We start from the raw sequence: 17,491 nt of genomic DNA, 5'->3' as shown, positions 1-17,491 counted from the left end.
CCCCGCCGCTGACGGCTGGGTGCGGGCCGACCCGGCGGGGCACCGTGCAGGTCACTCCCCGGCGAACCGCTCCCGCAGCTCCACCAGCACCTCCGCCGCCTCCGACAGCCCGGCCGCCTCGCAGCGCGCGATGCCGGCGGTCAGCCGGGCCACCGCCGCCTCGGTGCGACCGAGGTCGCTGCCCTCGATCAGCGCGGCCAGCCGGACCGACTCCGCCCGCGGCGACTCGGCCCGCTCGCCGCCCGCCTCGTACTCCGGAACGGCCCGCTCGGCCTCGGCCAGCGCCTCCTCGTACCGCCCCGCAACGGCCAGCGAGCGCGCCCGCTCGTAGTGCGAACCACCGCGCAGGTACCAGGAGTTGTACTCCTCGCCGCCCTGTTCGGCCGCCTCTCCGACCGCGTCCGCCTCGGCCAGCAGGGCGAGCGCCGCCGCCAGCCCCTCCGCGCCCTGCTCCCGCATCGTCATCCGGGCCAGCTCCCGCAGGGTGGCCGCCAGCTGGTCCACCTGCGGGGCCTTGCCGTGCGCCTCGCGGGCGCGGGCCAGCGCCGCCTCGGCGGCGTCCGGGCGCTCCGCCCGGGCGAGCGCGAGGGTGGCCTCGCAGGCGACCATGGTGTGGGTCTCCTGGTCCTCCCAGCCGGCCACCAGGTCGGCCAGCCGCAGGTACTCCTCGGCGGCGTCCCGGTGCTCCTCCAGCTCGGACAGCCCCCGGGCGAGGTCCAGCCGGGCCTGGGCGAGCATCCGCACATCCAGCCGGGCCGCCGACGCGTCCAGCAGCACCGACTCCAGCACGGCCACCGCGTCCGCCGCCCGCCCGGTGTCGCGCAGCACGTCGGCCAGCTGCATGCGCACCCGGGCGGCCTCCTCGACCGCCTCGGTGCCCTTGCGGTCGTAGCGCGCGGCCGCCTCCGACAGCGCGCGGACGGCGCCGCCGAGGTCCCCCACCTGGAGGCAGCCGTGGCCGAGCATCATGTACGTCGGCGCGTACGGGTAGGAGTCGTCGCCCCAGCGCACGGCCTCGGCCAGCGCCCGGTGGAACACCTCGACCGCCTGGCCCGGCTCGCAGCCCTGCAGCAGCACCTGGCCCAGCAGGCCGAGCACCCGCGGGGTGTGCCAGGGCAGCTCGGCGGCGTCCAACTGGGCCAGCACCTCGCGCAGTTCGGCCTCCGCCTCGGCCAGCAGGCCCTTCCGGGCGGCGGCGTCGGCGGTGTACTGCCGGGAGGTGGCGGCCCGCCGCTCGGAGCCGAGCTCCACGGCCGTGCGCCGGTAGGCCCCGACCACCGCCTCGAAGCGCTCGGCCACCTCGTCGGCGGGCTCGGGCAGCGTCTCGACCAGGTCGTGGTGGGCGGCGTAGGCGCGGGTCTGCAGCACGATCAGGTAGTCGTCGTCGGTCAGTTCGCCGCCGGCGCGCAACTCCTCGGCCCGCACCAGCGCCGCGTCGAGCGCCGCCCAGTCGGCCCGCCGGCCGCTGTGCCCGGTGTCCGTGTCCGCATCCGCATCCGCATCCGCGTCCGCGCTGCGACCCGAGCCGCCCTCGCCCCCGGCGCTCTCGTGCCCGGCGTTCTCGTTCCGGGCACCCTCGTTCCGGGTGCCCTCGCCCCCGTCGGTCTCGTCGTCCAGGTCCGCGATGAGGGTCCGGGCACGGCACATCAGCGCCGACCCGGCCAGCCCCGCCTGCTCGAACAGCTCGGCGGCGGCCAGCAGCCCGGCCTTGCCCTCGGCGTACGCGTCCCGCTGGAGCGCCTCGTGGGCACGCTGCTCGGCGAGTTCGGCGCGCAGCCGCTCGGGGCCGCCCAGCTCGGTGCTCCGCGGGTGGACGAAGTCCGCGGCCCCGGCGCGCTCGGCGACCCGCTTCCACAGCCGGTCGGCGTCCGGGTGGCCGAGCACCTCCAGCTCGCGGGCCCGCAGCACCAGGGCGGTGAAGTCCTCCGGCTCCGGCTCGACCGTCCGGCGCGGCGCGGGCGCGACGACCGGGGCGTCGGACAGCCCCGGCGCGGCAACAGCCCGCACACCCAGTGCCAGCGGCTCGGCGAGCAGCGGCTCGACGGCCAGCCGGGCGCGCCGCTCGGCGCCGACCGCGCCGGTGCCGTTGCGGGCGTCGAAGCGTGCGGCCAGCGCGTCGGCCTCGGTGCGAACGTGGGCCAGCAGGGAGTCCACCGTCCAGGTGGTGCCCGCCGGGCCGCTCACCGCGAGTCCGCCGTGGCCGGCCCCGGCGAGCAGGGCGAGCAGCACCTCGACGCCGGTCAGGAATCCCAGCCGGGCGGCGGGTTCGCCGGTGACCGCGAACAGGTCCCGGTTCTCGGCGAGCAGCTCCAGGCCGCGCGGCTCATTGCCGGACAGCGCGCAGAACTCGATGTGCAGGCCGACGGCGTTCAGCATCGAGGCCTTGCCCCGGGCGAAGCGGTAGCCGGAGAGGTGGCCGGAGCGGGCCTCGTCCAACCGGCCCCGGCGCAGCTGCGCGAGCAGGGCGGTGGCCTGGCTGAGGTAGGGCTCCTGCTCGCAGCCGCTGCGGCCGTCCAGCACCGGGGCGATCACCTCCAGCGCCCGGGCGTCGTCCCCGGCGGCGATGAAGTGCCGGGCGCGGGCGCGGGTCTCGCAGGCGTGGCAGTCGCTCAGCTCGGAGCGCGGGCGGGCCGCCCACAGCTCGTAGGCGTCCTGCACGTCGAGGCCGGTCTGCACGGCCAGGTGGTAGCGCTGGGCGTAGTACGGCTGGAGGTCGTGGCCGGCCGTGCGGTAGCGGTCGCGCAGCTCGGTGTGCCAGCGCCGGATCGCCGCGAGCGGGACGTCCGGGGTGTCCTTGAGCGCGTCGGCGACCCACTTGAAGCGCCAGAGCACCTGGCGCCGGGCCCATTCGCCGAAGCCGTCCGGGTCGGTGTCCCAGAGCTTGAGGATGCGGGCGAAGACGACCGGGCTCTTGCTGCGCTCGCCGTCGTACTCGTAGGCCTCCATCAGTTCCAGCAGGGCCATCGAGCGGATCCCGGTGTCCTCGAACTGCTCGGCGGCGTCGACGAGTTCCTCGGCCGTGACGGTCCTGGTCCGGCCGTACGGGCGGGCGTCGTTCTCGCGCAGCGCGGCCATCACCGCGTCGGGGGTGTCCAGCATCACGCCTCCTTGTCGCCTTCGGGGGTGCCCGCCGCCTCGTGGCCGAGCATGGCGTGGTCCAGCAGGCTGATGAACGAGCGGTTGAGCAGGGCGGACTCGCTGGCCTTGAGCGGGCGGCGGGTCATCAGCACGGCCTGCCCGTACAGCGCCTCGACGGCGGTGACGGCCAGCTCGCGGCTGGTGACGGTGGCGGCGCGGCGCACCAGCGGGTTGAGGTGGTTGAGCACCAGTTGGGCGCGGGGCACCTCGGCGCGCAGCGAGCCGAGGATGTCCGCCCACAGCCCGTCGGCCTCGTCGGCGAGCTGGGCCCTGGTGCGCTCGTGCCGGGCCTCCCGGTTGTCGAGCAGCAGGGCGGGCGCGTTGGTCGGGTGGAAGCTGCGCAGCGCGACGTCGCAGTCGAACCGGCCGACGACCTCGCGGGCGATCGCCAGGAAGGCGTTGGCGGCCAGCTCGACGGCCGGGTCCACGGTGTCCAGGTGCGCGGTGACGGTGCCCGGGTCGAGGTCGGAGACCGAGACGCCGGGCCGGATCTCGGGCAGCCGGTGGACCAGGTCGTGGTCGTAGGTGTAGCCGCCGTTGACCACGCCGAGCCCGGCCGCGGCGGCGATCGGGGCGACCTGGCGGAACTCCTCGACCGTACGGGTCACCAGCACCGTCGGGTGGCTGCGGGCGAACTCGTCCAGGGTGACGTTGCCGTCGGTGGTCTCGAACGGCAGCCAGGGCAGCATCATCCGCAGCAACTCGTCGTCGTAGCGGGCGAGTTCCTTGACGGCCAGGTGGTGGACGGAAAGGAAGCGGTGCAGCAGCGCCGGGTCGCTCGCGGACAGGCCGGTCAGCCAGTCGCGGATCCGGGCGCCGAGCGCGTCCCGGACGGCGGCCAGCGTCTCGTCGGCGTACAGGCCCTCGCGGGAGGCGGTCGGGCGCAGCCCGTCGGTGTCGACGACGCAGCGGACGAAGAAGGCCCAGTCCGGCAGCAGTTCGTCGGCCTGGTCGGAGAGCAGCATGCCCTTCAGGTGCACCCGGTGGCCGTTGCGGCGCGAGGGCGGGGCGGCGTCCGGCAGCACGTACGCGACGCCGCGCAGGCCGACCAGCGGCAGGTCCAGCTCGATGGTGTCGAGCGGGGTGAAGTCGAAGGCGGCGCGGCAGTACTCGGTGAGCGCGTCGCGCCTGGCCAGCGGGGAGGCGTGGCGCTCGGCCCACGGCGGGGTGCGGTTGACCCGGTGCTCGGTGCCGGCGGCGTCGATCACCGTGACGTCGTGGCGCAGCAGGCTGCCGAAGTCCCGGGCGAGGGTGAGGACCCGGCCGGGGCGGGTCCACTCGGCGGCGTCGGCGCGCGGGGCCAGCGTGACGGTGGTGCCCGGCTCGGGCTTGGCCGAGGCGGGCAGTGTGCGGATGGTGTAGCTGCCGTCGGAGCTGCCGCGCCACTCGATCACCGGGGCGTCCGGGGCGGCGGCGGAGCGGGTGACCACGGTGATCTCGTCGGCGACCACGAAGCAGGCGAGCAGGCCGATGCCGAACTGGCCGATGAAGTCGCCGCGGGCCTTGGCGAGCCCGGCGCCGTCGAGCCGGCCGTCGGCGTCGCGCTTGGAGCTGCGGCCGATGGTGGCGAGGAAGGTGTGGACGTCCTTCTCCGTCAGGCCGATGCCGGTGTCGGTGACGGACAGCTCGTCGTCGGCGCGGACGGTGATCCTGGCCGGCGCCTCCGGGTCGAGGGCGCGGCGGGCGGAGATCGCGTCCACCGCGTTCTGCAGCAGCTCGCGCAGGTAGACCCGCGGGCTGGAGTAGAGGTGGTGGGAGAGCAGGTCCACCAGACCGCGCAGGTCCACCTGGAAGGTGTGCGCACTCGTCGGGTTGTCGGTAGGGGACACCGGAGGCTCTTTCGATCGCGGGGTGGATGACGGTGGTGGGGTTCGGCTCGACGCCGACGCCGGAACCGGGTACGGATCGGCGCCGGTGCGCCTCAGCGCCAGTACGAGGTGCAGCGGTCGCGGTGGGCGCGGAAGGCCTTGACCGGATTGCCCGACAGGTAGTGCCAGGGCGATTCGGTCACGAAGCCGTCCAGCGCCTCGAACAGCAGGCGTGCGGTCTTGGGCTGGTCGGCGAGGGAGAAGGCCATCGCGAAGGTGTTGAAGGCGCCCTGCCAGCCGCGCGCCGGCACGAAGGCCGGGTGCAGGACCGACCGGAAGGCCGCCTCCTGCAGCCCGGCCACCACGGCCGGACTGGTCAGGTAGGCGCGGTCCTCGCCGTCCGGGAGGGCCAGCCAGTGCTCCAGGTGCGCGACCGCGACCAGCTCACCGAGGCGACTGCCCTCCGGGGCCGCGAGCATCACGGAGCGGGCGAACTCGTGCATCTCCTCGTGCGAACCGCCCCACTTGGCGCTCAGCTGCTGCAGCCTGACCCAGTGCGAGGCGGAGTTCCCGGGCGCCCGGCGCACCGCGGCCTCGAAGCGGGTGGTGGCGACCTCCGGGCCGAGCGAGGCCCCGAGGGCGCTGGTCTGCAGGAACCGCCAGGGCGCGTGCCAGGACGGCTCGCGCTCGGCGACCTCCAGCAGTTGCTCCTCGGCGACCTCCAGCCGCTCGTGGAACACCTTCCACCGCTCCTCGGTGACGTCCTTGGCCCGGGCGCCCGTCCGGGCCTCCCAGCCCCAGTCGATGTGCCGGGCACCGGACAGCAACAGCAGCAGCGTGTCGTCCGGGGTGTCGGCCAGCGCGCGGGACGTCCACTGCTCGACCCGGGGCACGTCGGCTATCGCCCCGACCAGGAAGGTCAGGTCCTCGCCCTCGGCGGCGGCGAGCGCGGGGCGCAGCGCGGCCCAGTCCCCGTCGGCGGCCTGGCGGAGCGCCAGACGCACCGACTCGTCCCCGTACGCCGGGTCGAGCCGCGGCTCGGCAGCACCGGCCGGCGCGGCCGATCCGGCTCCCCGTCGGCCGAAGCCGAACCCGAACCCGCGCCGCTCGGCCCGGTCCTCCGCGCCCTCCCCGCCGGAGCGGCGTCGGAACAGCGGCATGTCTGGCCCCCTCGAACGTCATCGGTATCTTTCGCATGGCCGCACAGTGGCCACGAGATAGGTACATATCACGGTCGACTGACATCCGTTTCCCCAGCCCAGCGCCCCGCCCGTACGGGGAGGGGTCCCTCAGCCCACGCCCGGCCCGGCGTCCGGCGCCTTCCCGGCCTGGGCCTGCTCGATCCGCTTGACCAGCATCACCGCGAACTTCCGCGTCGCGGCCACGTCCACCGGACCACCCTCGCTGGTCACGCTCGCCACCACGGTGCCCGAGCGCACCACGATGCCGACGCCCTCGCCCTCGGCCAACGGCCCCTGGAAGGCCTGGCTCTCGCTGCCCAGCACCGGGGTGTCGACCTTCTTGAACGGCCCGGCGGCGTACGAGGCGTAGCTCTCCTTCAGCCGCTGCGCCGCCGCGTCCCGGCTGGGCAGGGTGTCCACCAGGAAGCGGACGACCACGTCCCCCGAGGAGAACCGGACCGACCCGCTGAGCGGCTTTCCCGCGCAGGAGGCGGCGGCGGCACCGGTGCAGGTGACCTTGTGGTCGGCCGTGTCGACCTTCCGCTTCTCCTCCTCCCAGCCGGCCATCGCCTTGGCGTCCGGCAGCACCTGCCCGACCACCTTGTCGTCCAGCAGCGCCACCTCCAGGTCCCCGTGCGGCGCCTCCACCGGGGCCGGGGCCGGTGCGGAGGCGGGCGCCGAACCCGCCCCAGGCGCCCCGGCGTCCGACCCGCTCGGCGCGGGCGCGGGCGCAGCCGCAGCCGCGGACCCGGACGCGGACGCCCCGGCCGTACCCGCCGACGCCGCCGCCGGACCCGACGCGGACGAACCCGCGGCCGCCGCCCCGCCGACCCCCTTCGACCCCCCGGAGGAGCACCCGGCCAGCACGCCCGTCAGCACCCCCGCCGCCGCCACCGCGGCAAGCACCCGCCGACCACTCATCCCCGTCGCCCTCCCTAGACCTGTCAGTGATCCCTCAAGATAGCGACCGCCCCGCCCGCGAACGCCGACGGGGCGGCGACCTGTCGGTCACCGCCCCGCCGTGCTGCTCGTCGTACCGCTGTGTCGTCCCGCCCAGCGGTGGATCAGACCGCCGGAACCGGGAAGGTCGGGAACTCGACGCCCGAGATGTACTGGACGACCCGGATCACCTGGCACGAGTAGCCGAACTCGTTGTCGTACCACAGGTAGAGGATCGCGTTGTCGCCCTCGACCTTGGTCGCGCCGGCGTCCACGATCGAGGCGTGGCGCGAGCCGATGAAGTCGCTGGAGACGGCGTCGGGCGAGTCGGTGAAGTCGATCTGGCGCTTCAGCGGCGAGGTCAGCGAGACGTTCCGCAGGTACTCCAGGACGTCCTCGCGGTTGGTCTCCCGCTTGAGCTGGAGGTTGAGGATCGCGATGGAGACGTCCGGCACCGGGACGCGGATCGAGCTGCCGGTGATCTTCGCCTGGAGGTCCGGCAGGGCCTTGGCGACGGCCGAGGCGGCACCGGTCTCGGTGATCACCATGTTCAGCGGCGCCGAGCGGCCGCGGCGGTCGGCCTTGTGGTAGTTGTCCAGCAGGTTCTGGTCGTTGGTGAACGAGTGGACGGTCTCCACGTGGCCGCGGAGCACGCCGTACTCGTCCTCCATCGCCTTCAGCGGCGGGACGATGGCGTTGGTGGTGCAGGAGGCGCAGGACAGGATCTGCTCGTCCGGCTTGATCGTGTCGTGGTTCACGCCGTGCACGATGTTCGGGACGTCGCCCTTGCCCGGCGCGGTCAGCACGACCTTGGCGATACCGGGGCGCAGGTGCTTCGACAGGCCCTCGCGGTCGCGCCAGCGGCCGGTGTTGTCGATCAGGATCGCGTCCTTGATCCCGTACTCCGTGTAGTCGACCTTGGTCGGGTCGTCGGAGTAGATCACCGTGATCTCGTTGCCGTTGGCGATGATCTTGTTGTTCGCCTCGTCGACGGTGATCGTGCCCTGGAACTGGCCGTGGATGGAGTCACGGCGCAGCAGCGAGGCTCGCTTGACCAGGTCGTCGCCGCCGCTGTTGCGCACGACGATGGCCTTCAGCCGCAGGCCGTTGCCCGAGGCCTTCTCGACCAGCAGGCGGGCGACCAGCCGGCCGATGCGGCCGAACCCGTACAGCACGACGTCCTGCCCGGACCGGCGCTCCAGCTTGTTCTCGCCGGTGGCACCGACGACGGCCTGGGCGGTGAACTCCGCCACCGACAGGCCGCGGTCGTCCGCCTTGTACGTCGCGGCGAGCATGCCGAGGTCGATCTGCGAGGGGCCGAGGTCCAGGGCGGTCAGTGCCTCCAGGAACGGCATCGTCTCGGTGACCGAGAGCTCCTCGCCGGCTATCTGCCGGGCGAAGCGATGCGTCTTGAGGATGCTGACCACCGACTTGTTCACCAGGGAACGGCTGTGGAGCAGAACGGTGACGTCCCTCTCCCGGTGCAGCCGCCCGATGATCGGGATCATCGACTCCGCGATCTCCTCGCGGTTCTTCCAGTCCGTGAACACGTCGTCGTTGACAGTCACAAGTCCATCTTTCGAGCTGAGGGTGTTGCCCACATGGTAGCTTCGCCCGCCCGCGCCCCGACCGCCGGTCCCTCCCCGACCCCTCCCGCCCGGGCCCACGACCTGCGCGTTCACCCCACCCCCGCCCCCGAAGGTGATCACCGCCACCCCGGACCGGCCCGCCGCCGGGCGGCCCGCCGCGAGTGATCACCGGGGCCAGTACAGTGAGGCGCACTGCCCGGCCGCGCGGACGGGCCGGGGCGCGCGAGGGGGCCGGGGTGGCGACGCTGGGTATGCACCGGGACTTTCTGCTGGAGTTCGCGGCACTGGAGAAATCCGTGCAGCGCAGGGTCTTCGACGTGTTCGAGAAGTTCACCGGAGCGACGCACACCGGCGCGCATCTGGAGAAGCTCACCCACCAGCGGGACCCCCGGATCCGGACCATCCGGATCACCGACTTCTGGCGCGGGGTGGTCCTCAAGGCCGACCGGGGCGACGGGTACATGCTGCTGAAGGTGCTCCCCCACGACAAGGCGAACGACTGGGCGTACAAGCACCGGGCCTCGGTGAACGCCGCCACCCAGGGCGTCGAGATCCGCAACGACGTCGCCCTGGAACGCGCCACCGAGTCGCTGCGGGCCCTGGCCCCCGACGAACCCCGGAGGCTCTTCGCCGACCGCTCCGACAAGGTCCTGCGCAGCCTGGGCATCGAGGAGGAGATCCTGCCGATCATCCGGCTGCTTCCGGACGAGGCCCATCTGGAGGCGCTCCACCGGGTCCTGCCGGAGCAGCAGTTCGACGTTCTGATCGGCCTCGCGAGCGGGATGGAGCCGGCCGACATCGACCGTGAGATCGTCCAGGCGTACGCGCGGGCGGCGGCTCCGGTGAACGCCGCGCAGCCCGAGGACGGGCTGGTCTCGGCGATGGCCCACGCGCGCGGCCGGGTCGCCCTGGTGTCCGGCCCCGAGGAACTGCGGGAGATCCTGGAGCGCCCGTTCGACGTGTGGCGGATCTTCCTGCACCCGGCCCAGTACCGGATCGCCTACCGGGAGTCGTACAACGGGCCCGCCCGGGTGACCGGCGGCCCCGGGACCGGGAAGACGGTGGTGGCCCTGCACCGGGCCTATCACCTGGCGCGCCGGCTGCCGCCGGACGCACCTGACGGATCGATTCTGCTGACCACCTTCACCAAGGACCTCGCCGGCGAGCTCGAACGCTGCCTCACGCTGCTCATCACGGACGAGCGGATCAGGGCGAAGGTCCGGGTGGTCACCGTCGACGCGCTGGCGAACGAGGTGCTCCGCCGCTCGCGGGGCGGCGCCCCACTGAAGATCGTCTTCAACCAGCGCGCGGTCCTCGCCCGCTGGGGCCGGATCGTCCGCCGGCTCGGGATCGACTTCACCGACGTCTTCCTGGACCAGGAGTGGCGGCAGGTCGTCCTGGCCCAGGCGATCGAGAGCCCGGAACAGTACCTGAAGGCACCCCGGTCCGGCCGCGGTACGGCCCTCGGTCCGCTGCAGAAGGCCCAAGTGTGGCGTGCGGTGGCCGCGTTCGAGGACGAGCTGCGACAGGCCGGGGAGTTGACGTTCCTGCAGGTCTGCGCGCAGGCCGCGCGGGCGCTCGACGAACAGGACGACCGCCCGTTCCGGCACGTGGTGATCGACGAGGCGCAGGACCTCCACCCCGCGCAGTGGAGGTTCCTCCGCGCGATCGTCGCGTCCGGACCGGACGACCTGTTCCTCGCCGGCGACCCGCACCAGCGGATCTACGGGAACAAGGTCTCGCTGCGCTCACTCGGAATCCAGGTCGTCGGACGGTCCTCCCGACTGCGGGTCAACTACCGGACCACGCACGAGATCATCAGCTGGTCCGCGTCCCTGCTCACCGGCGAGCGGCCCGACGACATGGACGGCGGCGAGGACTCCCTCGTCGGCTACCACTCGACCCTGCACGGCGCGCACCCCGAGGTGCACGGCCACGTCGACAAGGCCGACGAGATCCAGGACCTCGTCGCCCGGATCGCGGAGTGGACCGCGTCCGGCATCGCCCCGGAGGACATCGGCGTCGCCGCCCGCACCGCCCAGCTCGGCCGCGAGATCGCCCAGGCCCTGGAGCAGGCCGGGACGCCCGCCTACGTGCTCGGCAACGCGCCGTCCCCCGGCGTGCGGGTCGGGACCATGCACCGGATGAAGGGCCTGGAGTTCCGCTGCGTCGCCGTGGTGGGCGTGAGCGACGGCCTGGTGCCCATGCGCAGCGCGATCACCCCGGCGGACACCGACCCGCTGCAGCACCAGGAGGACCTCAGCGGCGAGTTGAGCCTGCTCTTCGTGGCGTGCACGCGCGCACGCGAGGCCCTCAGCGTGTCCTGGCACGGCACACCGAGCGTCTTCCTCGAACCGGTCGTCCCGGCGCAGCTGCTCGCACGGTGACCCGCGGCGCCCCGGGCGACGCGTCCTCGACGAATCGCTCCGGGTGGTCGATCGGCCCGGAAGTTGCCCGGGGCCCGGAGGGGTGGGGTAATGGGAGGCGGCCGGTGTTCGAGCGTGTGACGAGCAGCCCCGGGAGCGTGGGATGAGCGGTGGGCCGGAACCGATCAGTGCCGAGGGCCTGCGTGCGGTGCAGGAGGACCTGGCGCAGTTGCGGGAGGAGCGGGGGAAGGTGGCCGCGACGCTGCGCGGGCTGGAGCCGGTGGGGGACCGGGCGGATGCGGCGGACGAGTTGCAGCGGGCGTCGGAGGTGACCCGGCTGGACCGGCGGATCGCCGAGCTGGAGGCGCGGCTGCGGGAGGCCGAGGTGGCCGGGGAGCCGTCCGCGCGGGTGGTGGGGGTGGGATCGACGGTCACCGTGCGGTTCGACGACGGCACGGAGGAGACGGTCGAGATCTCCGAGCTGGCGGAGGAGCGGGACCTCACCCTGGTGACCTTCGACAGCCCGCTCGGGAAGGCGCTGCTCGGGCGGCATGCCGGGGAGACGGTGAACTACGAGACGCCGGCCGGCGCGGCCAGCGCGGTGGTGCTGTCGGTGGGCGGCACGGAATAGCCGGCACGCGATAGCCGGGGCGGAACAGCCGGGGCGGAATAATCCGAACGGAATGATCGGAGCGGAATTCCCGATCGCGCTTTCGGGATGTCCGGCAGGTTTTCCGGACACCCGGCAAAGTGGAATATCCGTCGAATCTCCGATAGGCGCCGCTTATCGGCTCACAGGATTCACTTCTTTGACGCCCCGCGGCGACGGACCGCACACTGGACTGCGGAAATCCAGGAATGGCCGGAAAGCCGGAAACGGGGCAGGACAGCGCATGGGCGGTACCGACGGAATGCCCGCGCCCCGCACCGCCCGCTGGCTCCCGGCGGCCGCCGCCGTCGCCGTCGCCGCCTGGGGCGCCAACCAGTTCACCGCGTTGGCCACCGTGTACCGGGCGCGCACCGACTGGTCGGCGCTCTCGCTGGCCGCGATGTTCTCGGTCTACCTGCTCGGCCTGCTGCCCGGTCTGCTGCTGGGCGGGCCCGCCGCGGACCGGTACGGCCGGCGGCGGACGGTGCGCGGCGCGCTGGGCCTGTCCGCCGCCGCCAGCGTGGTGCTGGCGCTGCCGGACGAGCCCTCGGTGTACGCCGCCCGGCTGGCCACCGGCTTCGCGGCCGGGCTGGTCTTCCTGGCCGGGACGGCCTGGCTGCGCGAACTCTCCGGGCCCGCCGTCCCGCCTGAGCGGAGCGCCCGCCGGGCGATGTACGCCACCGGTACGGGCTTCGCGGCGGGCGCGCTGGCCTCCGGGGTGATCGCCGAGTGGCTGCCCGGCCCGACGGTGCTGCCCGCCCTCGCCCATGCGCTGGGCTGCCTGCTGGTGCTGCGGGCCACCCGCGGACTCCCGGAGACCGCCCGGAGCCACGGCAGCGGCGGCAACGGCAACGGCGGAAGCAGCAACGGCAGCGGACCGGCGGCCGTCCGCCACCCCCGGTTCCGCTACGTGGTCCTGCCCGCCAGCCCGGCCGTGCTCGGCGCCGCCACGGTGGCGTACGTGGTGCTGCCTCCGCTGGTCGCGGACCGGGTGCCCGGCTACGCGCCGCTGTTCAGCGGCCTGGTCGCGGCGCTGACCCTGGCCACGGGCGTGGTCGCCCAGCCCTTCGCCGCCCGGCTGGACGACGCGGACAGCGCCCGGGCCACCCTCACCGCGATGGCCACGGTGATCGCCGGGCTGCTGCTCGGCGCCCTCGCCGCCGCCCTCGATTCGGTGGGCCTGGTGGTGGCCGCCGCCCTCGTCCTCGGCACCGGTTACGGGCTGACGCTCGGCGCGGGGCTGCACGAGGTGGAGCGGCTGACCCCGCGCGCCTCCGGGCCGACCTCCGCCTCCCTCTACCAGAGCATCACCTCCAGCGGCTTCCTGACCCCGCTGCTGCTCGCCGGCACCGCCGGCCACGCCTCCTACCCGGCGCTGCTGGCGGGCATGGCGGCCGTCGGCCTGCTCTGCCTGGCGGTCACCGCCGCGCACAGCCGCCGCCACCTGCCCGACCCGCCGGACCCGTACACCGCCGCCAGGGGGGAGGATTCATCCGTACAGACCTGACGGAGACCTTCGAGGAGCCGACGACCATGGGCCGAGTGACTGTCCCCCGCAGAGTGCTGCGCCTGCGCCAGGGCGCGCCCTCGTACCGTCCCGACACCCTGGCCGCCGAGGAGCCGATGGAGATCCGGGTCGGCGGGCGCGCGCTGACGGTGACCATGCGCACCCCGGGCAGCGACTTCGACCTGGCGGCCGGGTTCCTGGTCAGCGAGGGCGTGGTGCACGCCGCCGACCAGGTGGCGGGCATCCGCTACTGCGCCGGTGCCACCGCCGACGGGGGCAACACCTACAACGTGGTGGACGTCCTGCTCGCCCCCGGTGTGCCGGCGCCCGACGCCTCGTTGGAGCGCAACTTCTACACCACCTCCTCCTGCGGCCTGTGCGGCAAGGCCAGCCTGGACGCGGTGCGCACCACCGCGCCGTGGAGCGTCGCCGAGGACGGGCTGCGCGTGACCCCCGCGCTGCTCTCCGCGCTGCCCGACCGGCTGCGCGCCGCCCAGAAGGTCTTCGACAGCACCGGCGGCCTGCACGCGGCCGGGCTGTTCGACGCCGACGGGCGGCTGCTCTGCCTGCGCGAGGACGTGGGCCGGCACAACGCGGTGGACAAGGTGGTCGGCCACGCGCTGCGCGAGGGCCTGCTGCCGGCCCGCGGCACGGTGCTGATGGTCAGCGGGCGGGCCTCCTTCGAGCTGGTGCAGAAGGCGGTGATGGCGGGCGTCCCGGTGCTCGCGGCGGTCTCCGCGCCGTCCTCGCTGGCCGTGGACCTCGCGGAGGAGAGCGGGCTGACCCTGGTCGGCTTCCTGCGCGGCGACTCGATGAACGTCTACACCCGCACCGACCGCGTCGACACCTCCATGCCGGCCACCACCGCTCCGGCCACCACCCCCGCCACCGCCACCGCCACCGGAGTCGAGTAGGCGATGCTGTTCCGCCAGCTCGAGTACCTCGTCGCGCTCGCCCGGGAGCGCCACTTCGCCCGCGCCGCCCAGGCCTGCCACGTCTCCCAGCCCGCCCTCTCCGAGGCGCTGCGCAAGCTGGAGGACGAGCTGAAGGTGCTGCTGGTGCGGCGCGGCCGCGCCTACGAGGGCCTGACCCCCGAGGGCGAGCGGATCGTGCTGTGGGCGCAGCGCATCCTGGCCGACCGGGACGCCCTCCGGGACGAGGTGGACGCGCTGCGCACCGGCCTGAGCGGACGGCTGCGGATCGGCTCGGTGCCGACCGCCTCGGGCGCCGTGTCGCTGCTCACCGGGCCGTTCTGCACCGCCCACCCGCTGGCCGCCGTGGAGCTGTCCACCGACCTTCGATCCGATGAACTCCTGCGCCAGGTACGGAACTTCGAGATCGACGCGGGCGTCACCTACCTGCCCGGACCGGGCGAGGACGACCTGCGCGCACTCCCGCTGTACGAGGAGCGGTACGTCCTGCTGACCGGCCTGGCCGACGAGCCGGCCCAGCACCCGCGGGCGACCTGGGAGCAGGCCTCCCGGCTGCCGCTGTGCCTGCTGCACCCGGGCATGCAGGGCCGCCGGGTGCTGGACGAGGTGTTCGCGGGGCTCGGGCTGGCGCCGACGCCCCGGGTCGAGACCGACTCGGTGGCCTCGCTCTTCGCCCACGTCCGCACCGGGCACTGGGCGAGCGTCGTGCCGTACGCGTGGCTGCACGTGTTCGGCGTGCCGCGCGGGATGCGGGCCGTCCCGCTGACGGAGCCGGCGCACAGCGCGCCGATCGGGCTGGTGATCGCTGCCCGGGAGCCCGGATCGGTGATGGCCCGCGCCCTGCTGGAGGTCGCCCGGCACACCGAGGTGGCCACCGTGCTCGGCAGCCTGCCGGCGGCGTGATCGCCCGGGTCCGAGACCGGCGACCGGGGACCGGGCCACGACCGCTCGACGCGCGGGGTCCGGGCGCCGGACGTAGCGTCGACTGCAAAGCCGGGTGTCCGACCCCCGTGCGACGGAAGGCGAGGCCCGTGACCACCTCCGACGACGCCGTCAACACTCCCCCGCAGGAGCCCCCGGGGCAGGAGGAGGTCGGCCCCTCCCCCGCCGGCCCGCCCCAGGCCCGGCCGTACCACCATCCGGCCGCCGGCTGGGGCGCCGCCAAGAGCGTCACCCGCTTCCTGGTGCGCGAGGGCGCGTACCTGGACGGGCCGCGGGCGGTGATGCGGATGAACCACGAGAACACCGGCTTCGACTGCCCCGGCTGCGCCTGGCCCGACGACACCAAGGGCCTGCACCTGGACATCTGCGAGAACGGCATCAAGCACGTCACCTGGGAGATGACCCGCAAGCGGGTCGGCCGGGAGTTCTTCGCCGCCCACACGGTGACCGAGCTGTCCGGGTGGAGCGACTTCGCGCTGGAGGACCAGGGCCGGCTCACCGAGCCGATGGTCTACGACCGGGACACCGACCGCTATGTCCCGATCGGCTGGAAGGACGCGTTCGCCCTGGTCGGCCGCACCCTGCGCGGGCTGGACGACCCCAACCGGGCCGCGTTCTACACCTCCGGCCGGCTCGGCAACGAGGCGACCTTCCTCTACCAGCTGATGGCCCGCGAGCTGGGCACCAACAACCTGCCCGACTGCTCCAACATGTGCCACGAGGCCAGCGGCCGGGCCCTGCAGGCCTCGCTCGGCACCGGGAAGGGGACGGTCGACCTCAAGGACTGGGAGGTCACCGACGCCCTGTTCATCCTGGGCGTCAACGCGGCCTCCAACGCGCCCCGGATGCTCACCTCGCTGGCCGAGGCGTACAAGCGCGGCGCGCAGATCGTGCACGTCAACCCGCTGGTCGAGGCGGCGGCGACCCGGACGATCATCCCGCACGACTTCACCGACATGGCGCTGAACCGGGCCACCCGCACCAGCACCCTGAACCTCCAGCCGCGGATCGGCGGCGACATGGCGCTGCTGCGCGGCATGGCGAAGGCGATCCTGGAGCAGTCCGCGGCCGACGACCGGGCCCTGGACCTGCTGTTCATCGACCGCCACACCAGCGGGTTCGAGGCGTACCGCGAGGTCTGCCTGGCCACGCCCTGGGAGGAGATCGAGCGGCAGAGCGGGCTGGACCGGGCCGAGATCCTCAAGGCGGCACGGGTCTACCGGGAGGCCGACCGCTCGATCTTCAGCTGGTGCCTGGGCGTCACCCAGCACGAGCACGGGGTGGACACCGTCCGGGAGATCGTCAACCTCCTGCTGCTGCGCGGCAATCTGGGCCGGGAGGGGGCCGGCCCCTCCCCGGTGCGCGGGCACAGCAACGTCCAGGGCAACCGCACCTGCGGCATCGACCACCGGCCCGCCGGCGAGTTCCTGGACCGGCTCGCCGAGGTGTGCGGGATCGAGCCGCCGCGCGAGCACGGGCTGGACACCGTCGGCACGATCGAGGCGATGCGGCGCGGCGACATCACGGTGTTCGTCGGCATGGGCGGCAACTTCGCGCTCGCGGCCCCGGACACCCCGTACACCTACCAGGCCCTGGAGTCCTGCGAGTTGACCGTCCAGGTGAGCACCAAGCTGAACCGCAGCCACCTGGTGCACGGGCGGGCCGCGCTGATCCTGCCGTGCCTGGGCCGGACCGAGAAGGACCACCAGCGGGCCGGGGTGCAGTCCACCTCGGTCGAGGACTCGATGAGCATGGTGCACCTGTCGGTCGGCATGAAGCGCCCGGCCTCGCCGCACCTGCTCTCCGAGCCCGCGATCGTCGCCGGGATGGCCCGCGCGGCGCTGCCGGACAGTTCCACCCCCTGGGAGTGGTACATCGAGGACTACGACCGCATCCGCGACACCATGGCCCAGGTCCTCGACGGCTTCGAGGACTTCAACCGCCGGGTGCGGCTGCCGCTGGGCTTCCGGATCAAGCAGCCGGCCCGCGAGCTGGTCTTCGACACCCGCTCCGGCAAGGCCGAGTTCTCCGCCGCCCCGCTGCCCGACGTCGTCCCCGAGCCGGGCACCCTGGCGCTGGGCACGATGCGCTCGCACGACCAGTGGAACACCACCATCTACTCGGACAACGACCGCTACCGGGGCGTGCGGAACCTGCGCACGCTGGTGTTCATGAACCGGGACGACATGCGCGAGCGCGGCCTGGACGAGTTCGACCGGGTGGACGTCACCAGCACCGCCCGGGACGGGTCCACCCGCTCGGTGCACGGCTACCTGGCCGTCCCGTACGACATCCCGCGCGGCTGCGCGGCCGGGTACATGCCGGAGCTGAACGTGCTGTGCGCGATCGGCGACTACAGCACCCAGAGCGACCAGCCGATCATGAAGCACCTCAAGGTGACCGTCACCAAGTCGTCCTGACCGGCAAGGACGCCTGACCG

General features: G+C 73.6%; 11 protein-coding genes. 6 read left to right on the top strand and 5 right to left on the bottom strand.

Features of this window, described 5'->3' with window-relative positions; translation table 11 throughout:
- Positions 1-51 precede the first annotated feature (51 nt).
- From ACFWJ4_RS14920 to ACFWJ4_RS14900, 5 genes are all read right to left on the bottom strand, one after another.
- Positions 52-3,099: a hypothetical protein gene (locus ACFWJ4_RS14920; RefSeq protein WP_380543535.1), complete on the bottom strand. Its 3,048-nt coding sequence runs from the start codon at positions 3,097-3,099 to the stop codon at positions 52-54.
- Complete coding sequence (locus ACFWJ4_RS14915) at positions 3,099-4,967, bottom strand: HSP90 family protein (protein WP_380543532.1); 1,869 nt, start codon at positions 4,965-4,967, stop codon at positions 3,099-3,101. The genes ACFWJ4_RS14920 and ACFWJ4_RS14915 overlap by 1 nt, the downstream gene beginning before the upstream one ends.
- A 92-nt stretch (positions 4,968-5,059) precedes the next feature.
- On the bottom strand, positions 5,060-6,106 hold the full coding sequence (locus tag ACFWJ4_RS14910; RefSeq protein ID WP_380543530.1) for a hypothetical protein: 1,047 nt from the start codon (positions 6,104-6,106) through the stop codon (positions 5,060-5,062).
- Positions 6,107-6,235: 129 nt separating this feature from the next.
- Positions 6,236-6,775, bottom strand: a complete 540-nt coding sequence (locus tag ACFWJ4_RS14905) for a hypothetical protein (protein WP_380543527.1) — start codon at positions 6,773-6,775, stop codon at positions 6,236-6,238.
- Positions 6,776-7,191: 416 nt separating this feature from the next.
- Entirely contained in the window at positions 7,192-8,634 is a 1,443-nt protein-coding gene (locus ACFWJ4_RS14900; protein WP_380353038.1) for a glyceraldehyde-3-phosphate dehydrogenase, read from the bottom strand.
- 257 nt (positions 8,635-8,891) lie between these two features.
- Between ACFWJ4_RS14900 and ACFWJ4_RS14895 the strand changes: the two genes are divergently transcribed.
- The 6 genes from ACFWJ4_RS14895 (at position 8,892) to ACFWJ4_RS14870 (ending at position 17,471) form a co-directional block, all read left to right on the top strand.
- Positions 8,892-11,042, top strand: coding sequence for a UvrD-helicase domain-containing protein (locus tag ACFWJ4_RS14895; RefSeq protein ID WP_380543524.1), 2,151 nt, complete (start codon positions 8,892-8,894; stop codon positions 11,040-11,042).
- A gap of 142 nt (positions 11,043-11,184) precedes the next feature.
- A complete protein-coding gene (locus tag ACFWJ4_RS14890; RefSeq protein WP_359897621.1) occupies positions 11,185-11,652 on the top strand; it encodes a GreA/GreB family elongation factor in 468 nt (155 codons plus the stop codon).
- Positions 11,653-11,914: 262 nt separating this feature from the next.
- Positions 11,915-13,177, top strand: a complete 1,263-nt coding sequence (locus ACFWJ4_RS14885; protein ID WP_380543521.1) for an MFS transporter — start codon at positions 11,915-11,917, stop codon at positions 13,175-13,177.
- Between the two features lie 26 nt (positions 13,178-13,203).
- The gene (gene fdhD, locus ACFWJ4_RS14880; protein WP_380543518.1) at positions 13,204-14,091 is read left to right on the top strand and encodes a formate dehydrogenase accessory sulfurtransferase FdhD; all 888 of its coding nucleotides are present in this window, start codon (positions 13,204-13,206) and stop codon (positions 14,089-14,091) included.
- Positions 14,092-14,094: 3 nt separating this feature from the next.
- Positions 14,095-15,012: a LysR family transcriptional regulator gene (locus ACFWJ4_RS14875; RefSeq protein ID WP_380543515.1), complete on the top strand. Its 918-nt coding sequence runs from the start codon at positions 14,095-14,097 to the stop codon at positions 15,010-15,012.
- A gap of 128 nt (positions 15,013-15,140) precedes the next feature.
- Positions 15,141-17,471, top strand: a complete 2,331-nt coding sequence (locus ACFWJ4_RS14870) for an FdhF/YdeP family oxidoreductase (RefSeq protein ID WP_380543512.1) — start codon at positions 15,141-15,143, stop codon at positions 17,469-17,471.
- Positions 17,472-17,491: the final 20 nt, after the last annotated feature.

Origin of the sequence: Kitasatospora sp. NPDC127067, assembly GCF_042724755.1 — a bacterium.
GTDB classification, from domain to species: domain Bacteria; phylum Actinomycetota; class Actinomycetes; order Streptomycetales; family Streptomycetaceae; genus Kitasatospora; species Kitasatospora lactacystinica.
The sequence above is the reverse complement of the archived record's forward strand: the minus strand, read 5'-3'. Positions and strand labels throughout refer to the sequence as shown.